This is a genomic window from Escherichia sp. WS1118 (assembly GCF_046487695.1).
GTDB lineage: Bacteria > Pseudomonadota > Gammaproteobacteria > Enterobacterales > Enterobacteriaceae > Escherichia > Escherichia coli.
In genome coordinates this window covers 153,079-175,128 of record NZ_JBJQIZ010000006.1, presented here as the reverse complement: position 1 = coordinate 175,128, position 22,050 = coordinate 153,079, and the positions used below count along the sequence as shown (strand labels likewise).

21 protein-coding genes are annotated in these 22,050 nt (G+C 49.8%); 10 read left to right on the top strand and 11 right to left on the bottom strand.

Going from position 1 to position 22,050, the window contains the following annotated elements; all coding sequences use genetic code 11:
- Nucleotides 1–374: 374 nt before the first annotated feature.
- Genes lldP through trmL form a run of 4 tightly spaced genes read left to right on the top strand, consistent with a single transcriptional unit; the run spans nt 375 to nt 4,514 of the window.
- Nucleotides 375–2,030 (top strand): L-lactate permease, encoded by a 1,656-nt coding sequence (lldP, locus tag ACJHYO_RS12810; protein ID WP_001297977.1) that lies wholly within the window; start codon nt 375–377, stop codon nt 2,028–2,030.
- Entirely contained in the window at nt 2,030–2,806 is a 777-nt protein-coding gene (lldR, locus tag ACJHYO_RS12805; RefSeq protein WP_001304974.1) for a transcriptional regulator LldR, read from the top strand. The genes lldP and lldR overlap by 1 nt, the downstream gene beginning before the upstream one ends.
- A complete protein-coding gene (gene lldD, locus ACJHYO_RS12800; RefSeq protein ID WP_000586970.1) occupies nt 2,803–3,993 on the top strand; it encodes a quinone-dependent L-lactate dehydrogenase in 1,191 nt (396 codons plus the stop codon). Before lldR ends, lldD begins: the two co-directional genes overlap by 4 nt.
- 47 nt (nt 3,994–4,040) lie before the next feature.
- Nucleotides 4,041–4,514 (top strand): tRNA (uridine(34)/cytosine(34)/5-carboxymethylaminomethyluridine(34)-2'-O)-methyltransferase TrmL, encoded by a 474-nt coding sequence (gene trmL, locus ACJHYO_RS12795; protein ID WP_000932347.1) that lies wholly within the window; start codon nt 4,041–4,043, stop codon nt 4,512–4,514.
- A 54-nt stretch (nt 4,515–4,568) separates the two neighbouring features.
- On the opposite strand, the gene cysE is transcribed toward trmL, so the two are convergent.
- From cysE to ACJHYO_RS12770, 5 genes are all read right to left on the bottom strand, one after another.
- A complete protein-coding gene (gene cysE / locus ACJHYO_RS12790) occupies nt 4,569–5,390 on the bottom strand; it encodes a serine O-acetyltransferase (RefSeq protein WP_001277561.1) in 822 nt (273 codons plus the stop codon).
- Between the two features lie 79 nt (nt 5,391–5,469).
- Nucleotides 5,470–6,489, bottom strand: a complete 1,020-nt coding sequence (gene gpsA, locus ACJHYO_RS12785) for an NAD(P)H-dependent glycerol-3-phosphate dehydrogenase (protein ID WP_001076194.1) — start codon at nt 6,487–6,489, stop codon at nt 5,470–5,472.
- Nucleotides 6,489–6,956: a protein-export chaperone SecB gene (gene secB / locus ACJHYO_RS12780; protein ID WP_000003382.1), complete on the bottom strand. Its 468-nt coding sequence runs from the start codon at nt 6,954–6,956 to the stop codon at nt 6,489–6,491. The genes gpsA and secB overlap by 1 nt, the downstream gene beginning before the upstream one ends.
- Nucleotides 6,957–7,019: 63 nt before the next feature.
- Complete coding sequence (gene grxC / locus ACJHYO_RS12775; protein WP_000024392.1) at nt 7,020–7,271, bottom strand: glutaredoxin 3; 252 nt, start codon at nt 7,269–7,271, stop codon at nt 7,020–7,022.
- A gap of 140 nt (nt 7,272–7,411) precedes the next feature.
- Nucleotides 7,412–7,843: a rhodanese-like domain-containing protein gene (locus ACJHYO_RS12770; protein WP_001156181.1), complete on the bottom strand. Its 432-nt coding sequence runs from the start codon at nt 7,841–7,843 to the stop codon at nt 7,412–7,414.
- A 243-nt stretch (nt 7,844–8,086) separates the two neighbouring features.
- On the opposite strand from ACJHYO_RS12770, the gene gpmM reads away from it, so the two are divergent.
- From gpmM to ACJHYO_RS12755, 3 genes are read left to right on the top strand one after another with little or no spacing between them, the layout of a single operon-like run.
- Nucleotides 8,087–9,631: a 2,3-bisphosphoglycerate-independent phosphoglycerate mutase gene (gpmM, locus tag ACJHYO_RS12765; protein ID WP_001296527.1), complete on the top strand. Its 1,545-nt coding sequence runs from the start codon at nt 8,087–8,089 to the stop codon at nt 9,629–9,631.
- A gap of 33 nt (nt 9,632–9,664) precedes the next feature.
- Entirely contained in the window at nt 9,665–10,924 is a 1,260-nt protein-coding gene (gene envC, locus ACJHYO_RS12760; protein WP_000196261.1) for a murein hydrolase activator EnvC, read from the top strand.
- A 3-nt stretch (nt 10,925–10,927) separates the two neighbouring features.
- Nucleotides 10,928–11,887: a divergent polysaccharide deacetylase family protein gene (locus ACJHYO_RS12755; RefSeq protein ID WP_410232479.1), complete on the top strand. Its 960-nt coding sequence runs from the start codon at nt 10,928–10,930 to the stop codon at nt 11,885–11,887.
- Here ACJHYO_RS12755 and waaH read toward each other — a convergent pair.
- The 3 genes from waaH to kbl all read right to left on the bottom strand — a co-directional run bounded on the left by waaH (nt 11,874) and on the right by kbl (nt 15,378).
- On the bottom strand, nt 11,874–12,908 hold the full coding sequence (gene waaH / locus ACJHYO_RS12750; RefSeq protein ID WP_000982125.1) for a UDP-glucuronate:LPS(HepIII) glycosyltransferase: 1,035 nt from the start codon (nt 12,906–12,908) through the stop codon (nt 11,874–11,876). The genes ACJHYO_RS12755 and waaH overlap by 14 nt on opposite strands.
- A 238-nt stretch (nt 12,909–13,146) precedes the next feature.
- Nucleotides 13,147–14,172, bottom strand: a complete 1,026-nt coding sequence (gene tdh / locus ACJHYO_RS12745) for an L-threonine 3-dehydrogenase (protein WP_000646018.1) — start codon at nt 14,170–14,172, stop codon at nt 13,147–13,149.
- A 9-nt stretch (nt 14,173–14,181) separates the two neighbouring features.
- The gene (kbl, locus tag ACJHYO_RS12740) at nt 14,182–15,378 is read right to left on the bottom strand and encodes a glycine C-acetyltransferase (RefSeq protein ID WP_001213845.1); all 1,197 of its coding nucleotides are present in this window, start codon (nt 15,376–15,378) and stop codon (nt 14,182–14,184) included.
- Nucleotides 15,379–15,591: 213 nt separating this feature from the next.
- On the opposite strand from kbl, the gene rfaD reads away from it, so the two are divergent.
- Genes rfaD through rfaC form a run of 3 tightly spaced genes read left to right on the top strand, consistent with a single transcriptional unit; the run spans nt 15,592 to nt 18,564 of the window.
- The gene (gene rfaD, locus ACJHYO_RS12735) at nt 15,592–16,524 is read left to right on the top strand and encodes an ADP-glyceromanno-heptose 6-epimerase (RefSeq protein WP_001357924.1); all 933 of its coding nucleotides are present in this window, start codon (nt 15,592–15,594) and stop codon (nt 16,522–16,524) included.
- A gap of 9 nt (nt 16,525–16,533) precedes the next feature.
- A complete protein-coding gene (gene rfaF / locus ACJHYO_RS12730) occupies nt 16,534–17,580 on the top strand; it encodes an ADP-heptose--LPS heptosyltransferase RfaF (protein ID WP_000699228.1) in 1,047 nt (348 codons plus the stop codon).
- A 3-nt stretch (nt 17,581–17,583) separates the two neighbouring features.
- Entirely contained in the window at nt 17,584–18,564 is a 981-nt protein-coding gene (gene rfaC / locus ACJHYO_RS12725) for a lipopolysaccharide heptosyltransferase RfaC (RefSeq protein ID WP_001264595.1), read from the top strand.
- A gap of 69 nt (nt 18,565–18,633) precedes the next feature.
- Here the strand turns inward: rfaC and ACJHYO_RS12720 are convergent, their stop codons facing one another.
- The 3 genes from ACJHYO_RS12720 to ACJHYO_RS12710 all read right to left on the bottom strand — a co-directional run bounded on the left by ACJHYO_RS12720 (nt 18,634) and on the right by ACJHYO_RS12710 (nt 22,026).
- The gene (locus ACJHYO_RS12720; RefSeq protein WP_001357923.1) at nt 18,634–19,887 is read right to left on the bottom strand and encodes an O-antigen ligase family protein; all 1,254 of its coding nucleotides are present in this window, start codon (nt 19,885–19,887) and stop codon (nt 18,634–18,636) included.
- 45 nt (nt 19,888–19,932) lie between these two features.
- Complete coding sequence (locus tag ACJHYO_RS12715; protein ID WP_001357921.1) at nt 19,933–20,916, bottom strand: glycosyltransferase family 2 protein; 984 nt, start codon at nt 20,914–20,916, stop codon at nt 19,933–19,935.
- Nucleotides 20,917–20,997: 81 nt separating this feature from the next.
- Complete coding sequence (locus ACJHYO_RS12710) at nt 20,998–22,026, bottom strand: glycosyltransferase family 8 protein (RefSeq protein ID WP_049595499.1); 1,029 nt, start codon at nt 22,024–22,026, stop codon at nt 20,998–21,000.
- Between the last annotated feature and the right edge of the window lie 24 nt (nt 22,027–22,050).

Sequence of the window (22,050 nt, the reverse complement as noted above, 5' to 3'; positions counted from 1 at the left end):
ATGCGCTACGCTTATCAGGCCTACGGGGTGATTCAGCACTACCCTGTAGGCCGGATAAGGCGTTCACGCCGCATCCGGCAAGATAAGGCGCACCAGATCAACAATCTGAGGGCAATTCTCTGATGGGAATTGCCCTTTTCTTCATTACCTCTCTCCCAGAATTGGCCCTACCAATTCTTCGCTTATCTGACCTCTGGTTCACAATTCCCCAATTAAAACTCACATCAATGTTGCCAATGCATAACATTTAGTTAACTATTTATTGTCATTATCCCTACACAACACAATTGGCAGTGCCACTTTTACACAGCGTGTGACAAGGAGATGAGCAACAGACTCATTACACGATGTGGGTGGACTGCAGGAGACCTGCAATGAATCTCTGGCAACAAAACTATGATCCCGCCGGGAATATCTGGCTTTCCAGCCTGATAGCATCGCTTCCCATCCTGTTTTTCTTCTTTGCGCTGATTAAGCTCAAACTGAAAGGATACGTCGCCGCCTCATGGACGGTGGCAATCGCCCTTGCCGTGGCTTTGCTGTTCTATAAAATGCCGGTCGCTAACGCGCTGGCCTCGGTGGTTTATGGCTTCTTCTACGGGTTGTGGCCCATCGCGTGGATCATTATTGCAGCGGTGTTCGTCTATAAGATCTCGGTGAAAACCGGGCAGTTTGACATCATTCGCTCGTCTATTCTTTCGATAACCCCTGACCAGCGCCTGCAAATGCTGATCGTCGGTTTCTGTTTCGGCGCTTTCCTTGAAGGAGCCGCAGGCTTTGGCGCACCGGTAGCAATTACCGCCGCATTGCTGGTCGGCCTGGGCTTTAAACCGCTGTACGCCGCCGGGCTGTGCCTGATTGTTAACACCGCGCCAGTGGCATTTGGTGCGATGGGTATTCCGATTCTGGTCGCCGGGCAGGTAACAGGCATCGACAGCTTTGAGATTGGTCAGATGGTGGGGCGTCAGCTGCCGTTTATGACCATTATCGTGCTGTTCTGGATCATGGCGATTATGGACGGCTGGCGCGGTATCAAAGAAACCTGGCCTGCGGTCGTGGTTGCGGGCGGCTCATTTGCCATCGCTCAATACCTCAGCTCTAACTTTATTGGGCCGGAACTGCCAGACATTATCTCTTCGCTGGTATCGCTGCTCTGTCTGACACTGTTCCTCAAACGCTGGCAACCAGTTCGCGTATTCCGCTTCGGTGACTTAGGGGCGTCACAGGTTGATATGACGCTGGCTCACACCGGTTACACGGCAGGTCAGGTGCTGCGCGCCTGGACACCGTTCCTGTTCCTGACCGCCACCGTAACGCTGTGGAGTATCCCGCCGTTTAAAGCCCTGTTCGCTTCAGGCGGTGCGCTGTATGAGTGGGTGATCAACATTCCGGTGCCGTACCTCGATAAACTGGTTGCCCGTATGCCGCCAGTGGTCAGCGAAGCGACAGCGTATGCCGCCGTGTTTAAGTTCGACTGGTTCTCTGCCACCGGTACCGCCATTCTGTTTGCTGCCCTGCTCTCGATTGTCTGGCTGAAGATGAAACCATCTGACGCTATCAGCACCTTCGGCAGCACGCTGAAAGAACTGGCTCTGCCTATCTACTCCATCGGCATGGTGCTGGCGTTCGCCTTTATCTCGAACTATTCAGGACTGTCATCAACACTGGCGCTGGCACTGGCGCACACCGGTCATGCATTCACCTTCTTCTCGCCGTTCCTCGGCTGGCTTGGGGTATTCCTGACCGGGTCGGATACGTCATCTAATGCTTTGTTTGCCGCTTTGCAGGCTACCGCCGCACAACAAATTGGCGTTTCTGACCTGTTGCTGGTTGCTGCCAACACCACCGGTGGTGTCACCGGCAAAATGATCTCTCCGCAATCTATCGCTATCGCCTGTGCGGCGGTAGGTCTGGTGGGCAAAGAGTCTGATTTGTTCCGCTTTACTGTCAAACACAGCCTGATCTTCACCTGTATGGTGGGCGTGATCACCACGCTTCAGGCCTATGTCTTAACGTGGATGATTCCTTAATGATTGTTTTACCCAGACGCCTGTCAGACGAGGTTGCCGATCGTGTGCGGGCGCTGATTGATGAAAAAAACCTGGAAGCGGGCATGAAGTTGCCCGCTGAACGTCAACTGGCGATGCAACTCGGCGTGTCGAGAAATTCACTGCGCGAGGCGCTGGCGAAACTGGTAAGCGAAGGTGTGCTGCTCAGTCGACGTGGCGGCGGGACGTTTATTCGCTGGCGTCATGACACATGGTCGGAGCAAAACATCGTCCAGCCGCTGAAAACGCTGATGGCCGATGATCCGGATTACAGTTTCGATATTCTGGAAGCCCGCTACGCCATTGAAGCCAGCACCGCATGGCATGCAGCAATGCGTGCCACGCCTGGCGAAAAAGAAAAGATTCAGCTTTGTTTTGAAGCAACGCTCAGCGAAGACCCGGATCTCGCCTCACAAGCGGACGTTCGTTTTCATCTGGCGATTGCCGAAGCCTCACATAACATCGTGCTGCTGCAAACCATGCGCGGTTTCTTCGATGTCCTGCAATCCTCTGTGAAGCATAGCCGCCAGCGGATGTACCTGGTACCCCCAGTTTTTTCACAGCTGACCGAACAACATCAGGCGGTCATTGACGCCATTTTTGCCGGTGATGCTGACGGGGCGCGTAAAGCAATGATGGCGCACCTTAGCTTTGTTCACACCACCATGAAACGATTCGATGAAGATCAGGCTCGCCATGCACGCATTACCCGCCTGCCTGGTGACCATAATGAGCATTCGAGGGAGAAAAACGCATGATTATTTCCGCAGCCAGCGATTATCGCGCCGCAGCGCAACGCATTCTGCCGCCGTTCCTGTTCCACTATATGGATGGGGGGGCATATTCTGAATACACGCTGCGCCGCAACGTGGAAGATTTGTCAGAAGTGGCGCTGCGCCAGCGTATTCTGAAAAACATGTCTGACTTAAGCCTGGAAACGACGCTGTTTAATGAGAAACTGTCGATGCCGGTGGCGCTAGGTCCGGTAGGTTTGTGTGGCATGTATGCGCGACGCGGCGAAGTTCAGGCTGCCAAAGCCGCGGATGCGCATGGCATTCCGTTTACTCTCTCGACGGTTTCCGTTTGCCCGATTGAAGAAGTCGCTCCAGCTATCAAACGTCCGATGTGGTTCCAGCTTTATGTGCTGCGCGATCGCGGCTTTATGCGTAACGCACTGGAGCGAGCAAAAGCAGCGGGTTGTTCGACACTGGTTTTCACCGTGGATATGCCAACACCGGGAGCGCGTTATCGTGATGCGCATTCTGGGATGAGCGGCCCGAACGCGGCAATGCGCCGCTATTTACAGGCGGTGACGCATCCGCAATGGGCGTGGGATGTGGGCCTGAACGGTCGTCCGCATGATTTAGGTAATATCTCGGCTTACCTCGGCAAACCGACCGGACTGGAAGATTACATCGGTTGGCTGGCCAATAACTTCGATCCGTCCATCTCATGGAAAGACCTTGAGTGGATCCGCGACTTCTGGGATGGCCCGATGGTAATCAAAGGGATACTTGATCCGGAAGATGCGCGGGATGCAGTACGCTTTGGCGCTGACGGAATTGTGGTTTCTAACCACGGCGGTCGTCAGTTGGACGGCGTGCTCTCTTCTGCGCGTGCCCTGCCTGCTATTGCAGATGCCGTGAAAGGTGATATCGCCATTCTGGCAGATAGCGGGATTCGTAACGGGCTGGACGTTGTGCGTATGATCGCGCTCGGTGCTGATACCGTACTGCTGGGCCGCGCTTTCCTGTATGCGCTGGCAACAGCGGGCCAGGCGGGTGTAGCTAATCTGCTAAATCTGATCGAAAAAGAGATGAAAGTGGCGATGACGCTGACTGGCGCGAAATCGATTAGCGAAATTACGCAAGATTCGCTGGTGCAGGTGCTGGGTAAAGAGTTGCCGGCGGCATTGGCTCCGATGGCGAAAGGGAATGCAGCTTAAGGGTTAGACGAATATCTGCTATCCTGCCCCCGCACTAAGGGGGCAGTATGCTAAACATCGTACTTTACGAACCAGAAATTCCGCCAAATACTGGCAACATCATCCGTCTTTGCGCTAATACCGGCTTTCGTCTGCATATCATCGAACCGATGGGATTTGCCTGGGACGATAAGCGCCTGCGCCGCGCGGGGCTGGACTATCACGAGTTTACCGCCGTTACGCGTCATCATGACTATCGCGCGTTTCTCGAAGCAGAAAATCCCCAGCGCCTGTTTGCCCTCACCACGAAAGGTACGCCTGCTCACAGCGCCGTAAGCTATCAGGATGGCGACTATCTAATGTTTGGCCCGGAAACGCGCGGCCTGCCAGCGAGCATTCTTGATGCCCTGCCCGCTGAACAAAAAATTCGTATTCCAATGGTGCCGGACAGCCGCAGCATGAACCTGTCCAATGCGGTGTCGGTGGTGGTGTATGAAGCCTGGCGCCAGCTGGGGTATCCGGGAGCGGTGTTGAGAGATTAAGATGCGGTAGGCCGGATAAGGCGTTCACGCCGCATCCGGCACGATCACAGAATGTCAGATCCCATCACCATACTCAAACGTATGGTTAATGCCGTTGAAATGCTGATCCATATCCATTGACGGTTTATCGCTATCCGGCTTGCCGACAATGCGTGCCGGAACGCCAGCGGCAGTAGTGTGCGGCGGCACCGGTTGCAGCACCACGGAACCTGCGCCAATCTTCGCGCCGCGCCCAACTTCAATATTACCGAGAATTTTCGCGCCTGCGCCAATCATCACGCCTTCACGAATTTTCGGGTGACGGTCTCCGCCAGATTTACCCGTACCGCCAAGGGTAACGGATTGCAGAATCGACACGTCGTTTTCAATCACCGCCGTTTCACCCACAACGATGCCCGTCGCGTGGTCGAGCATGATACCGCGACCAATTTTTGCTGCCGGGTGTATATCAACCTGGAACGTCACAGAGACCTGGTTTTGCAGAAAAATAGCCAGTGCGCGACGGCCCTGATTCCACAGCCAGTGACCGATGCGATAGGCCTGCAAGGCATGAAAACCTTTCAGATATAACAATGGGGTTGAGTATTTATCGACTGCCGGGTCGCGGGTACGCACTGCCTGAATATCACAGGCCGCAGAAGCAATCATTTCCGGGTCGGCGGCGTAGGCTTCTTCCACCACTTCACGGATAGCAATAGCAGGCATAATTGGCGATGACAGCTTGTTCGCCAGCATGTAGCTCAATGCACTGCCAAGGTTTTCATGCTTGAGTAGCGTTGCGTGGTAAAAACTGGCCAGCATTGGCTCACAGTCCGCCAGCGTTCTGGCTTCCGCTTTAATATTGTTCCAGACAATTTCCAGTTCTTCACACGACATTGCTTACTCCACACGATGAGATAATGACCGGCTCGTTCTGCGCGAGCCGGGTCATAGCGGTAACAAAGGTTCCCTGGGTTTAGTGGCTACTGCGCTCGTCCTTGCGTGCACGACCTAATAAAGTCAATGCTGCCTCGCGCGCGTTTTTTCCGCAATATAATACTTGATAAATTTCCTCGGTTATTGGCATTTCAACGCCGAAGCGATGCGCCAGTTCGCGGACTTCTTTCGTATTGCGGTAGCCTTCCACCACTTGACCAATTTTCTCCTGCGCGCTTTGTACATCCATGCCCTGACCGAGCATCATGCCAAAACGGCGGTTACGCGACTGGTTGTCGGTACAGGTCAGCACCAGATCGCCCAGCCCCGCCATGCCCATAAAGGTGGCAGGATCGGCACCCAGCGCCGCGCCAAGACGCGACATCTCAGCCAGCCCACGGGTGATCAGCGCCGTACGCGCATTCGCGCCAAAACCGATACCGTCGGACATCCCCGCGCCAATGGCAATGACGTTTTTCACCGCACCGCCAAGCTGCACACCGATGAAATCCGGGTTGCTGTAAACGCGGAAACTTTTGCCACAGTGCAGCAATTGCTGGAGGTCATCGGCAAAGGTCTGGTCCGTCGAGGCCAGCGAAATGGCCGTCGGTAAACCTGCCGCCAGTTCTTTCGCAAACGTTGGGCCAGAGATAACCGCCAGCGGAATTTGATCGCCTAAGGCCTCACGCGCCACGTCCTGTAACAGACGTCCGGTTTCTGCTTCCAGCCCTTTGGTCGCCCACACCAGACGCGCATCAGGACGCATCAGCGGTTTAATCTGGCGCAGCACTTCACCAAAGACATGGCTGGGTACGACGACGAGAATATTACGGCTGGCTGCCAGCGCAGTGGCGAGATCGCTTTCAAGATGGAGCGTATCGGGAAAAGGCACATCGGGGAGAAACGCGGCGTTACAGCGGTCGCGTTCAAGCGTTGCGATATGTTCAGGGTCATGGCCCCAGAGGACAACCTCGTGGCCATTTCTTGCCAGGGTGATGGCAAGAGCGGTGCCGTACGAGCCGGCACCGATCACAGTCATTGAAGCATTACGTTGGTTCATCAGGCATCCTGATGTTCTTCAGTACCTTCGCCAGCCTGCTGCTGCAAATAGTTCATGAACAGCGCATCGAAGTTAACCGGCGCAAGGTTCAGTTGCGGGAATGTACCGCGGGATACCATGCTGGTGATGCACTCACGAGCATACGGGAACAGAATGTTCGGGCAGTATGCGCCCAGGCAATGTGCCATCTGGGTGCCTTCGATACCCGCGATGGAGAAAATACCGCCCTGCTGAACTTCACACAGGAACGCGGTTTCTTCGCCCAGGGAGGCCGTTACGGTAACACGCAGTACCACTTCGTAAACGTCATCTGCCAGTTGAGTAGATGCCGTATCCAGATCAAGTTTAACTTCTGGTTGCCAATCTTTCTGGAAAACGTGCGGCGCGTTCGGCGCTTCGAAAGAAATATCCTTGGTATAAATACGTTGGATCTGGAAAGTCATTTCGGTGTTGTTTTGTTCTGACATGTGTAGAAAACCCTTAAGTGTTGTCCTTAAAATACTGCGCAATGTAATGCCAACGTTCACACGTTATTTCAGCAGGGGATCCAGTCCACCACGTGCATCCAATGCATACAAGTCATCACAGCCACCAATGTGCTGTGCGTCAATAAAAATCTGTGGAACCGTGGTGCGACCGCTGCGTTTGATCATCTCTTCACGCTTAGCGGCATTGCCATCGATCGGCAACTCCTGAAAACTCACGCCCTTGCTGCTCAGCAGTGCTTTTGCACGATGGCAATACGGGCAGGTTTCTTTGGTATAGATTTCAACATTGGCCATAAATTAGCTCCTGTTTTTTACCCTGAAATTTCATGTTGCAGGGCGGCAGCAAAATGGAGTGTCCCCAGAAGCTTATAACAATAAGTCGCTGGGGGCCTAATTGCAGCTAACGGCCTGCATCATGAAAAACGGCAGGTAAATTATTTGCCGCGCACCAAAGGCAAGTTTTCGCCAGCCCAGCCAGCGACGCCTTCTTTCAGTACGAATACTTGCGCAAAACCAGCTTTCGTCAGCGCGTTTGCAGGCTCCTGGCACTGCATGCCAGAACCATCTACCACGATAACCGGTTTGTCTTTGTGCTTCTCAAGCTCACCAACATTGTTGGCTTTGATTTCGCTCGGCAACAGGTTGATAGAACCTGCGATATGGCCTTTACGGAAGTCATCACGCTGACGTAAATCCACAACCACAGCGTCTTCTTTGTTGATCAGACGCGTAGCTTCACCACGAGTAATCACCTTCACTTTCGAGGTCAGGCTCTTAAACGTAGTCACAAGAACCGCCACCAGTAACGCGATCCAGGCGATACTCAGTATGGGATGACGGCCAACAAATTGCATAATTTCTTGCATGGGGGGTAACAACTCCCGACGTAGTGATTAAAAAACCAGGAAAGGAGTATACCTGCGCGTTGCGGCAAATACAGCCAGCGCGTTAACTGGAATGCAATTTTGCGGGGCGCTACGAAAAAAAAGCGTAAATCTGGCATCTGCTTGCCGCGAGCGGTCGTATATTTTGATCTTCAGAGGCTATTTTATCGATTCAGCTGTAGTAAAATTACGCAAATTTTGACTCTTGAGTATGAGGTTGTCGCAATGTCGGTTTCTAAAAAACCTATGGTACTGGTGATTCTGGATGGCTATGGCTATCGCGAAGAACAGCAGGATAACGCCATTTTTAGTGCTAAAACCCCGGTAATGGATGCACTGTGGGCCAATCGTCCGCATACCCTGATCGACGCTTCCGGTCTGGAAGTCGGTCTGCCTGACCGTCAGATGGGTAACTCCGAAGTAGGCCACGTTAACCTGGGTGCCGGCCGCATCGTGTATCAGGACCTGACTCGTCTGGACGTTGAAATCAAAGATCGCACTTTCTTTGCTAATCCGGTGTTGACTGGTGCGGTAGATAAAGCGAAAAACGCAGGCAAAGCAGTACACATTATGGGTCTGCTCTCCGCAGGTGGTGTACACAGCCACGAAGATCACATCATGGCGATGGTAGAACTGGCAGCTGAACGCGGCGCAGAAAAAATCTACCTACACGCATTCCTTGACGGTCGCGACACTCCGCCGCGCAGTGCTGAATCCTCGCTGAAAAAATTCGAAGAGAAATTTGCCGCGCTGGGTAAAGGCCGCGTAGCGTCCATCATTGGTCGTTACTACGCGATGGACCGCGATAACCGTTGGGATCGCGTTGAAAAAGCTTATGACCTGCTGACTCTGGCGCAAGGTGAGTTCCAGGCCGATACCGCCGTTGCCGGTTTGCAGGCTGCTTATGCTCGCGACGAAAACGACGAGTTCGTGAAAGCGACCGTTATTCGTGCAGAAGGTCAGCCAGATGCGGCAATGGAAGACGGCGATGCGCTGATTTTCATGAACTTCCGTGCTGACCGCGCACGTGAAATCACTCGTGCATTCGTAAATGCCGATTTTGACGGCTTCGCGCGTAAGAAAGTGGTTAACGTCGATTTCGTGATGCTGACCGAATACGCTGCCGACATCAAAACCGCAGTGGCTTACCCACCCGCTTCCCTGGTTAACACCTTCGGCGAGTGGATGGCGAAAAACGACAAAACTCAGCTGCGTATTTCCGAAACCGAAAAATATGCCCACGTTACTTTCTTCTTCAACGGTGGCGTAGAAGAGTCGTTCAAAGGCGAAGATCGCATTCTGATCAACTCACCGAAAGTGGCTACCTACGATCTGCAACCGGAAATGAGCTCCGCAGAGCTGACCGAAAAACTGGTTGCGGCAATCAAGAGCGGCAAATACGACACCATTATCTGTAACTATCCGAACGGCGACATGGTAGGTCACACCGGGGTGATGGAAGCGGCGGTTAAAGCGGTTGAAGCGCTGGATCACTGCGTGGAAGAAGTCGCGAAAGCGGTTGAGTCCGTGGGTGGACAACTGCTGATCACCGCTGACCACGGTAACGCTGAACAGATGCGCGATCCGGCAACGGGTCAGGCACACACAGCACACACCAACCTGCCAGTTCCGCTGATTTACGTTGGTGATAAGAACGTGAAAGCGGTTGAAGGCGGCAAACTTTCTGACATCGCGCCGACCATGTTGTCGCTGATGGGTATGGAAATCCCGCAAGAGATGACTGGTAAGCCGCTGTTCATCGTGGAATAATCCCTCCCCATGAGGGGAAAGGCGATTAATACTATGACACGGGCCGTGAAACCGCGCAGGTTTGCAATCAGGCCCATCATCTACGCCAGCGTTCTGAGCGCTGGCGTATTGTTGTGCGCCTTTTCCGCCCACGCGGATGAGCGTGACCAACTCAAATCCATTCAGGCTGACATCGCCGCGAAAGAGCGCGCGGTACGCCAAAAGCAACAACAACGCGCAAGCCTGCTCGCACAATTGAAAAAGCAGGAAGAAGCGATCTCTGAAGCCACCCGTAAACTGCGCGAAACGCAAAACACGCTTAATCAACTGAATAAACAGATTGATGAGATGAACGCGTCGATTGCCAAACTGGAGCAGCAAAAAGCCGCCCAGGAGCGCAGCCTCGCCGCGCAACTGGATGCCGCGTTTCGTCAGGGTGAACATACCGGTATTCAGCTGATTCTCAGCGGTGAAGAAAGCCAGCGTGGGCAGCGGTTACAGGCTTATTTCGGCTATCTCAACCAGGCGCGACAAGAAACCATTGCTCAGTTGAAACAAACGCGTGAAGAAGTCGCTATGCAGCGTGCCGAACTGGAAGAGAAACAGAGCGAGCAACAAACGCTTTTATATGAGCAGCGCGCCCAACAGGCGAAGCTGACCCAGGCGTTGAGCGAGCGTAAAAAGACGCTGGCAGGGCTGGAGTCTTCCATCCAGCAAGGTCAGCAACAGTTGAGCGAGCTGCGCGCCAACGAATCCCGCCTGCGTAACAGCATTGCCCGTGCGGAAGCTGCGGCGAAAGCGCGTGCTGAACGTGAAGCGCGCGAAGCCCAGGCGGTTCGCGACCGCCAGAAAGAAGCGACGCGCAAAGGCACCACCTACAAGCCGACCGAAAGCGAAAAATCGCTGATGTCCCGTACCGGTGGTCTGGGCGCACCGCGCGGTCAGGCATTCTGGCCAGTTCGCGGGCCAACGCTGCATCGCTATGGCGAACAGCTACAGGGTGAATTACGCTGGAAAGGGATGGTGATTGGTGCCTCTGAAGGTACTGAGGTTAAAGCGATTGCCGACGGTCGGGTGATTCTGGCTGACTGGCTGCAAGGCTACGGTCTGGTGGTGGTGGTTGAGCATGGTAAAGGCGACATGAGTCTTTACGGCTATAATCAGAGCGCACTGGTGAGCGTTGGTTCGCAGGTTCGCGCGGGCCAGCCAATTGCACTGGTGGGCAGCAGTGGCGGTCAGGGTCGGCCTTCACTCTATTTCGAAATTCGCCGCCAGGGTCAGGCGGTCAATCCACAGCCGTGGTTGGGAAGATAAGTTTTGTTTCCATTTCGTCGTAACGTTCTTGCATTTGCCGCCCTGTTGGCGCTCTCCTCCCCCGTAATTGCTGGCAAACTTGCCATCGTCATTGATGATTTTGGGTATCGCCCGCACAACGAAAACCAGGTGCTGGCGATGCCTTCCGCTATCTCCGTCGCTGTATTACCCGATTCACCGCACGCCAGAGAGATGGCGACCAAAGCACATAACAGCGGTCACGAAGTGTTGATTCATCTACCGATGGCACCACTGAGTAAACAGCCGCTGGAGAAAAATACGCTACGCCCGGAGATGAGCAGCGACGAAATTGAGCGCATTATTCGTAGTGCGGTCAATAACGTGCCCTATGCCGTGGGGATCAACAACCACATGGGCAGCAAGATGACCTCTAACCTGTTTGGTATGCAGAAAGTGATGCAGGCGCTGGAGCGTTACAATCTTTACTTCCTCGACAGCGTAACCATCGGTAATACCCAGGCGATGCGCGCCGCGCAAGGCACTGGCGTGAAGGTGATCAAACGGAAGGTGTTCCTCGACGATTCGCAAAATGAAGCGGACATCCGTATGCAATTTAATCGCGCAATTGACCTGGCACGTCGCAACGGTTCAACCATTGCCATTGGACATCCTCACCCTTCAACGGTACGCGTGCTACAACAGATGGTTTATAACCTGCCGCCAGACATTACGCTGGTGAAAGCCAGCAGCTTGTTGAATGAACCGCAGGTTGATACGTCTACACCGCCGAAAAACACTGTGCCCGACACACCGCGTAATCCATTCCGTGGCGTGAAGCTGTGCAAACCGAAGAAGCCGATAGAACCTGTTTATGCTAATCGCTTCTTTGAAGTATTAAGCGAAAGCATCAGACAGAGCACGCTGATCGTTTACTTCCAGCATCAGTGGCAAGGCTGGGGCAAACAGCCCGAAGCGGCAAAACTTAACGCTAGCGCAAATTAAAGGCGCTACGCGTAATGCGATGGTGCGACCGCGTTTTGTCGCGCCATTGCCATAAGCGGAAAGACCACAGTAACGCCTGGTAACCCACCTTCACGCTGCGCACATTGGTAATCAGGCGCTTATACATACCGGAAGTAAATATCTCAGCAATCATCCGTTGGCGGGTAATAATATCCGGCTCTTTGCGCACCGCATGGCAAACACGCAATGCTTCGTAGGTTATTTGCTGATGAAATTCCGGATAAATCGTAATTTTGTCAGCATAATTTCGATTTAATTTCTCCAGCAGGCGGGTAATCTTAATATAGTGACGTTGATAATTAAGGTTTTTGTTCCCTTGTCTATGCAACCGACTCACTGACGTATTATGCAGATAATATTTATATAATGATTGCTCGGTATATCGCGCACGCAGCGCGTTAAACATAAATTCTGTTGTCCAGACAATATCCTGATGATGTAATCCGGCAATAAATCTAATGTTATTTTTAACAATAACATCGCGGCGATAAACCCCCATCCAGACCACGTGTGTCCAACGGCGGGAAGAAAGTCCCATCCGCAGCCAGTCCGGACCAGTTAATACACCGGTTGAGCGAAGGCGATCGGTAGGGATGGATTGCCAGGTTTCACCCGTTTCACGAAAACACCAATCAGCGTTGCACTGCGCCACGTCGAGGTCGTCCTCTAACGCCATGGTCATCAGCGTTTCGTACATGGTGGGATAGACCTCATCGTCAGCATCGACAAAAGCGACATATTTTCCCGTTGCCACTTCAATCCCACGATTACGCGCCACCGATGCGCCAGCATTCGCCTGATGCAACAAACGAACGTGCGGATAGTTTTCTGCGTAATGCTTTGCTATTTCAACAGAATTATCCGTTGAACCATCGTTAATAATAATGATTTCCAGAGCAGTCCATGTTTGCGTAATTAAAGATTCCATACAAGTGCGGAAATCATTGCCCGCATTATATAACGGAATAATAACACTAAGTTTATTGGTGCTGTTCATCATAAATTACCGACGATCTCTGAAGTTATCCTGACGTTTTACAGGCTTTGTATTAAGAAACTATTAAGCCTGTGAGATATTATTTTTACCGGTGAGAGAGTCACGTCAGGGTAGAGAGATAATGAGAGCAGCTATATAAGAGATCAGCGCAATTACGATATCTTGATTACACTGACAGGATTTTACATATTTAACGGATTATCCTCAGGCAAAAGGGCTGGAATACCAGCCCTTGTTCGTGTTAATCCCAGCTCAGAATAACTTTCCCGGACTGGCCCGAACGCATGGCATCAAAGCCCTTCTGGAAATCATCGATAGAGAAACGATGGGTAATGATCGGCGAGAGATCGAGGCCAGACTGAATCAGCGCCGCCATCTTGTACCAGGTTTCAAACATCTCACGACCGTAAATACCTTTAATGAACAAGCCTTTAAAGATTACTTTGGTCCAGTCGATAGACATATCGGACGGTGGAATACCCAGCATCGCAATACGACCGCCGTGGTTCATGGTGTCGAGCATGGTACGAAACGCTGGCGGCGCACCGGACATTTCCAGACCGACATCAAAGCCTTCGGTCATGCCCAGTTCTGTCATCACATCATTAAGGTTTTCTTTAGCGACGTTAACCGCACGGGTGATACCCATTTTGCGTGCCAGCTCAAGGCGGTATTCGTTAACATCAGTGATCACCACATTGCGTGCACCAACGTGTTTCGCCACCGCCGCAGCCATAATACCTATCGGACCTGCACCAGAGACCAGCACATCCTCGCCAACCAGATCGAACGACAGCGCGGTATGCACAGCGTTACCGAAGGGATCAAAAATGGAAGCCAGGTCGTCGGAGATATTGTCCGGAATTTTGAAGGCGTTGAACGCCGGAATCACCAGATACTCGGCGAAGCAGCCCGGACGGTTAACACCGACGCCGATCGTGTTGCGGCACAGATGGGTACGACCGCCACGACAGTTGCGACAGTGACCGCAGGTGATATGGCCTTCGCCAGAAACGCGATCGCCAATCTTGAAGCCTTTCACTTCCTGACCAATACCTACCACTTCACCGACATATTCATGGCCCACGACCATCGGCACCGGGATGGTTTTTTGCGACCACTCATCCCAGTTATAGATGTGAACGTCAGTCCCGCAGATGGCTGTTTTACGGATTTTAATCAGCAGATCGTTATGCCCGAGTTCCGGTACAGGAACGTCGGTCATCCAGATGCCCTCTTCCGCTTTCAGTTTGGATAACGCTTTCATCTCACACCCTCAGGCGATAACGCCCAGTTGTTTACCAATACGCGTGAATGCTTCTACTGCACGCGTAATTTGCTCAGGGGTATGCGCCGCAGACATCTGGGTACGAATACGCGCCTGACCTTTAGGAACGACCGGATAGAAGAAACCGGTGACGTAAATGCCCTCTTTTTGCAGCTCACGGGCAAATTTCTGCGCCACTACCGCATCGCCAAGCATGACGGGAATAATGGCGTGATCGGCTCCCGCCAGGGTAAAGCCCGCCGCCGACATTTGCTCACGGAACTGACGCGCGTTCGCCCACAGACGGTCACGCAGCTCGCTACCCGCTTCAACCATCTCCAGCACTTTGATGGAAGCGGCAACAATGGCCGGTGCCAGCGAGTTGGAGAACAGGTACGGACGAGAACGCTGGCGCAGCCACTCAACCACTTCTTTGCGCGCCGCCGTGTAGCCGCCAGAAGCGCCACCCAGCGCTTTACCGAGCGTGCCGGTGATAATATCGACCCGGCCCATCACATCGCAGTATTCATGGGAACCACGACCGTTTTCACCGACAAAACCGACCGCGTGGGAGTCGTCTACCATCACCAGGGCATCGTATTTATCTGCCAGATCGCAAACGCCCTTCAGGTTGGCAATCACACCGTCCATCGAGAACACACCATCGGTGGCAATCAGCACATGACGCGCACCGGCTTCACGCGCTTCTTTCAGACGTGCTTCCAGCTCCTGCATATCGTTGTTGGCATAACGATAGCGTTTGGCTTTACACAGACGCACACCATCAATAATAGACGCGTGGTTCAGTGCGTCGGAGATAATGGCGTCCTCCGCGCTCAGCAGCGTTTCAAACAGGCCGCCGTTAGCATCAAAGCAGGAAGAGTAGAGAATCGCATCTTCCATCCCCAGAAACGCCGCCAGTTTTTGTTCAAGCTCTTTATGGCTGTCCTGAGTGCCGCAAATAAAACGCACCGAAGCCATGCCGAAACCGTGAGAATCCATTCCCGCCTTTGCCGCCGCAATCAGATCCGGATGATTCGCCAGTCCGAGATAGTTGTTGGCACAAAAGTTAATGACGTGGCTTCCATCAGCCACAGTGATATCTGCTTGCTGCGCAGACGTAATAATGCGCTCTTCTTTAAACAACCCTTCCGCCCGTGCGGTTTCCAGATCGTTGGTTAACTGCTGATAAAATTCTCCACGCATTGCGATTCTCCAGACAGGGCAAATTCCAGCACATATTACCCAAACTTATAGGTCGCGACGAGATGACGCGTTAACACTTCTGCAAAATTCAGGATAAATAACGTCCAGCCCCCTCACTTTTGGTGAATGGCTGAAGCCAACGTCATGTAGTGATATGATAGAAGTATTCGTGTCTGAGATTGTCTCTGACTCCATAATTCGAAGGTTACAGTTATGATCATCGTTACCGGCGGCGCGGGCTTTATCGGAAGCAACATCGTTAAAGCCCTGAATGATAAAGGCATCACCGATATTCTGGTGGTGGACAACCTGAAAGACGGCACCAAGTTTGTGAACCTGGTGGATCTGGATATCGCGGACTATATGGATAAGGAAGACTTCCTGATCCAGATTATGGCTGGCGAAGAGTTCGGCGATGTCGAAGCGATTTTCCACGAAGGCGCGTGCTCTTCCACCACCGAGTGGGACGGCAAGTATATGATGGATAACAACTATCAATACTCCAAAGAGCTGCTGCACTACTGTCTGGAGCGCGAAATCCCGTTCCTGTATGCCTCTTCCGCAGCCACTTACGGTGGACGCACCTCCGACTTTATTGAATCCCGCGAATATGAAAAACCGTTGAATGTCTACGGTTACTCAAAATTCCTGTTTGATGAATATGTTCGCCAAATCCTGCCTGAAGCGAACTCACAGATTGTTGGCTTCCGTTATTTCAACGTTTATGGACCGCGTGAAGGCCATAAAGGCAGCATGGCGAGCGTCGCTTTCCATCTCAACACCCAGCTTAATAACGGTGAATCACCGAAGCTGTTCGAAGGTAGCGAGAACTTTAAACGTGACTTCGTCTATGTGGGCGACGTGGCAGATGTAAACCTGTGGTTCCTGGAAAATGGCGTTTCCGGCATCTTCAACCTCGGCACCGGTCATGCGGAATCCTTCCAGGCAGTAGCAGATGCTACGCTTGCTTATCACAAGAAAGGCCAAATCGAATACATTCCGTTCCCGGATAAACTGAAAGGCCGCTACCAGGCGTTCACTCAGGCAGATCTGACGAATCTGCGCGCGGCGGGTTACGATAAACCGTTCAAAACCGTTGCCGAAGGCGTAACGGAATACATGGCCTGGCTGAATCGTGACGCATAAGAGCTCTGCATGAAAATACTGGTGATCGGCCCGTCTTGGGTTGGCGACATGATGATGTCGCAAAGTCTCTATCGCACGCTCCAGGCGCGCTATCCCCAGGCGATAATCGACGTGATGGCACCGGCATGGTGCCGTCCATTATTATCGCGGATGCCGGAAGTTAACGAAGCGATCCCTATGCCTCTCGGTCACGGAGCGCTGGAAATCGGCGAACGCCGCAAACTGGGTCATAGTCTGCGTGAAAAGCGCTACGACCGCGCCTACGTCTTACCTAACTCCTTCAAATCCGCATTAGTGCCTTTCTTCGCAGGTATTCCTCATCGCACCGGCTGGCGCGGCGAGATGCGCTACGGTTTACTCAACGATGTACGCGTGCTCGATAAAGAAGCCTGGCCGCTAATGGTGGAACGCTATGTCGCGCTGGCCTATGACAAAGGTATTATGCGTACCGCACAAGATCTGCCGCAGCCATTGTTATGGCCGCAGTTGCAGGTGAGCGAAGGTGAAAAATCATATACCTGTAATCAATTTTCGCTTTCATCAGAACGTCCGATGATTGGTTTTTGCCCGGGTGCGGAGTTTGGTCCGGCAAAACGCTGGCCACACTACCACTATGCGGAGCTGGCAAAGCAGCTGATTGATGAAGGTTATCAGGTGGTTCTGTTTGGCTCGGCGAAAGATCATGAGGCGGGCAATGAGATTCTTGCCGCTTTGAATACAGAGCAGCAGGCATGGTGTCGGAATCTGGCGGGAGAAACACAGCTTGATCAAGCGGTTATCCTGATTGCAGCCTGTAAAGCCATTGTTACTAACGATTCTGGTCTGATGCACGTTGCGGCGGCGCTCAATCGTCCGCTGGTTGCCCTGTATGGACCAAGCAGCCCGGACTTCACACCACCGCTATCCCATAAAGCACGCGTGATCCGCCTGATTACCGGCTATCACAAAGTGCGTAAAGGTGACGCTGCGGAGGGTTATCACCAGAGCTTGATCGACATTACTCCCCAGCGCGTACTGGAAGAACTCAACGCGCTATTGTTACAAGAGGAAGCCTGACGGATGCGGGTTCTGATCGTTAAAACATCGTCGATGGGCGATGTTCTCCACACGCTGCCCGCACTCACTGATGCCCAGCAGGCAATCCCAGGGATTAAGTTTGACTGGGTGGTGGAAGAAGGGTTCGCACAGATTCCTTCCTGGCACGCTGCCGTTGAGCGAGTTATTCCTGTGGCAATACGTCGCTGGCGTAAAGCCTGGTTCTCGGCTCCCATAAAAGCTGAACGCAAAGCGTTTCGTGAAGCGCTACAAGCAAAGAACTATGACGCAGTTATCGACGCCCAGGGGCTGGTAAAAAGCGCGGCGCTGGTGACGCGTCTGGCGCATGGCGTAAAGCATGGAATGGACTGGCAAACCGCTCGCGAACCGTTAGCCAGCCTGTTTTACAATCGTAAACATCATATTGCAAAACAGCAGCACGCCGTAGAACGCACCCGCGAACTGTTTGCCAAAAGTCTGGGCTATAGCAAACCACAAACCCAGGGCGATTATGCTATCGCACAGCATTTCCTGACGAACCTGCCTACAGATGCTGGCGAATATGCCGTATTTCTTCATGCAACAACCCGAGATGATAAACACTGGCCGGAAGAACACTGGCGAGAATTGATTGGTTTACTGGCTGATTCAGGAATACGGATTAAACTTCCGTGGGGCGCGCCGCATGAGGAAGAACGGGCGAAACGACTGGCGGAAGGATTTGCTTATGTTGAAGTATTGCCGAAGATGAGTCTGGAAGGCGTTGCCCGCGTACTGGCTGGGGCTAAATTTGTAGTGTCGGTGGATACGGGGTTAAGCCATTTAACGGCGGCACTGGATAGACCCAATATCACGGTTTATGGACCTACCGATCCGGGATTAATTGGTGGGTATGGGAAGAATCAGATGGTTTGTAGGGCTCCGGGGAATGAGTTGTCTCAATTGACAGCAAATGCTGTTAAGCAATTCATTGAAGAAAACGCTGAAAAAGCTGCCATGATTTAAATTACAACTCTTTAATAGATAATTTTGAAATAAAATCAGCTTCCTTGCTGATTTTATTTCACATATTCATTACTTATCTAATAAACATTGGTCCGATTGTGCTTTAAAATAAGCACAAAGCAATATTATGGTGACAAACACAGCAGTCGGAACCGGTTTAGAAAAGAGTATTACATCACTTAGGCCTACTACCAGTAGTGAAAAAAGCAAGATTAAAATATAAGGTTCTTTAGCAGTTCTTAAGGCATATATGAATATTGCTGAAAAGGCTAAAATTGTTAATACTACTCCAGGAATACCACGCGTTGATAACGTATCTATGAGATCGTTATGCAAATGAGAATCTACAAAGGGTAAAGCGCCACTTAATCTAGGCTCTTTCTCTTCTAGTTCATGTATTTTTTCCGCGCGTTTTTCCAGTGATTGTCCTATTGGAGAATATGTTTTTAAACCAACTTCATACATTGCCAGACGGGCACCGACTGAAGTTCTGGTGTTATCATGCGAATAATTAACTAAATCCCTATTTAAGTCATTCATTCTCGTAAGTAATGTATCTTTAAAAGAAAATACACCTGCTAATAATGCAATCGCAATAAAACAGTATAACTTATAATTAATTCGCTTATTAATATAACTATCCATTACGATTAATAGTAACGCAAAGAATGGAAACACTAATATGGCTGCACGCGTTTCAGTTACTATAACAGCACATAAGCTAAGCATGAAGTTAATTGTATATAATGTTGTTTTATGTCTAAAGTCGGATTTTAAAATGAGAATTGATGCCAGTAAAGAAGGGAAAAGGATGATGTAGCCTGCTGTTGTAGCGTGGGAAGCTGATAATGCAACACGGTCGACGTTTAAATAGAAATGTTGCCACATGGCATGCGCAAAAAAAAGTAACTGCGTTGCCAAGGATGCGAACAGAATTAGTTTCCCAAATTTTATTTTGGTTCTCATCTCATCTTTAGCAAAAAGAACTAAGAAAATAAAAGCACTACACAAGGCAATTTTTCCAGTTTCCATCGGGCCACGATATGCATTGGTATAAACCGAGCCTGAAACTTTATAATGTGAATACCAGATGATATTAACGATACCCAAAAGACATAATGAGATGAAAATTAACAAAGTAGGATTATTAGTTATTGTTTTTTTTGGTGACGCTAGAAAATATAATGCAGATATAATTCCAGCTGCATGAAGAAACTTTGTTGCAACATCATCCCACAAAGACAAAGTCATTAAAGACAACATACATAATATGAGAATTAAAGACTTGACACCAGAGTTAATTTCATTCCAACAAAACGACATATAATTTCAACCTATGTTACGAGGATGGGTTATTTAATGCAAGACCTAACGTTTATTCTTTTTTCTATTTACCAGTCTTACCATCCCCCAGAGAATATAGTTTTTTGATGCTAATATTTTTGCTCGCCTCTTATCTCTCTTGCCAAGAAGATTACAATCTTTCAATTCTTTTTCATTGCTTTCAACTAATTGATTTAATAATTCAAAATCGCCATTAAGTAGAACATTCCATAAATAACGAGTTTTATGATAAGTTCTATTTTTACTCAATAATGTATGAATTTCTTCTTTCCGGTTACCTTTGTATAACTGCATCACAGAAGAGTAGATTCTTTCGTGCGCAAATGACTCATGTCGATAATGAGTGATGGTTCTACATGAGTTCATTAAGGAATTCTCTCTATAGTTATGCTTATACATATAATATGGAACCGCATACATATCGCATGTAATTAGCAGTCGATAGATAAAATCCAGATCTTCTCCTAGTCGTAAATCTTCATCAAAAAAAAGATTATTATCTTCCAGGAGTTGTTTTCTTATAAACAAGCACCCTATATGGAATCTGACCTTTTTATAAAAAAAATCGAAAAGTAAAGACCCTTCATTAAAATCTGTATTTATAGGTGAGTAAGTAACACCTTTTTTTATATGATGGCCATAAAGCCCACAATAAATCGCATCCCCTCCCGTCTCATGTTGTCTGGAATACATCTTCAGCAGATAGTTAGGATCTATCTCATCATCATCATCCATAAAACATATAAACTGTCCTTGCGCCTTGCGGATACCTGTATTCCTGGCAGACGAAACACCGCCATTTTCTTTATTGATAATAATTAATCGAGAGTGGGTTAACCCATACTCTCTCAAAACACTTGATGTGTTATCTTTAGAACCATCATTAACAATAACAATTTCAAAATTTGGGTAAGTTTGTTTTTCTAATTTCGTTAGAGTTTCAGTAATGTAATCAGATGAATTATACGTCGGTATTATTATGGATACTAAAGGGTAATCATTGCTCATCGTGTTCTCTTGCCTGAACTAATAAAATATTATAGTACTCATCCTTAATTATTATTGTAACTCAGACATCCATGATTTTTATTATTGCCCAAATAGTTTTCTTTTATACTTATTTAATTTGAATTTAATGAAGTAAATAAAAGCGTTAAACGTATCACCATTTTTCTTTGCATGTTGGTATTTCACTTGATACTGCTTTTCATTCGTGGCTGGAATAAACGCCACATCATTCCAGCAAGAAACCTGATAAGCCTCATTAAAATACTTCTGGCAGGGATAATTCGTCCAGTCGTTCCAGGGCTTCGTTACGCCAACATAATGAATCAGCTTAGTATCATCGGTAATGGTCTTTTTATAATCTTCATCGCTTTTATTTTTTAACTCATAGTCAATGCCATAAAAGCAATCATAATCGCCGCTAATAAAAATACAATGACTAAAGAACAGAATATTTAAAATATCCTGATCAAGGCATTTATATTTCGTGTGCTGCGGGTCACTTGCCAGCATAGCAATGGCTTTATTCATAAAATCATTTTTCGCCCATGCTTCAAGCTGCAGATATACTACACCGGCGTTGAAATAATTCCCTGGAAGTCCCTCTATAGCCAGACGCTTCGCAGGTTTTTCCTGCATAAAAGGCACATCTTTAATAACAGCCGCGAACTTATCGCCATCAAAATTAATATCAAGCAATCCAGCTAATGAGCCTTTACATATGACATCAGCATCGATATATAACAGATTTTCAATAGTTTCACTCAGATACTGGAACGCAACTAAACGGAAGAATGTTGCATAAGACCACTGTTTCAGGCTGGGGAAGATATCAATAAAGGTACTGGATACTTTATAAATTCTTACTTCAACGTTAGCATTTTTGCTGGTAAAAGCATTAACACGTTGTAGATAATCTTCATCAATGTAGTCAGTAAAGAGATGAAACTTAACCGCAAGGTCCGGGTTATGCATAACAACTGATTGCATAGATACTGCCGCACCAAATAAAAAGTTGCGGTCAATACCGTAAGCGATATTTAACACACGATCGGTGTTAGCAATTTCCCCAGAGACAGCGACTTCAGTAATACTCTCAGCTAATAAATCCATGTTGGTTCCGTTTTGACTGTGTGG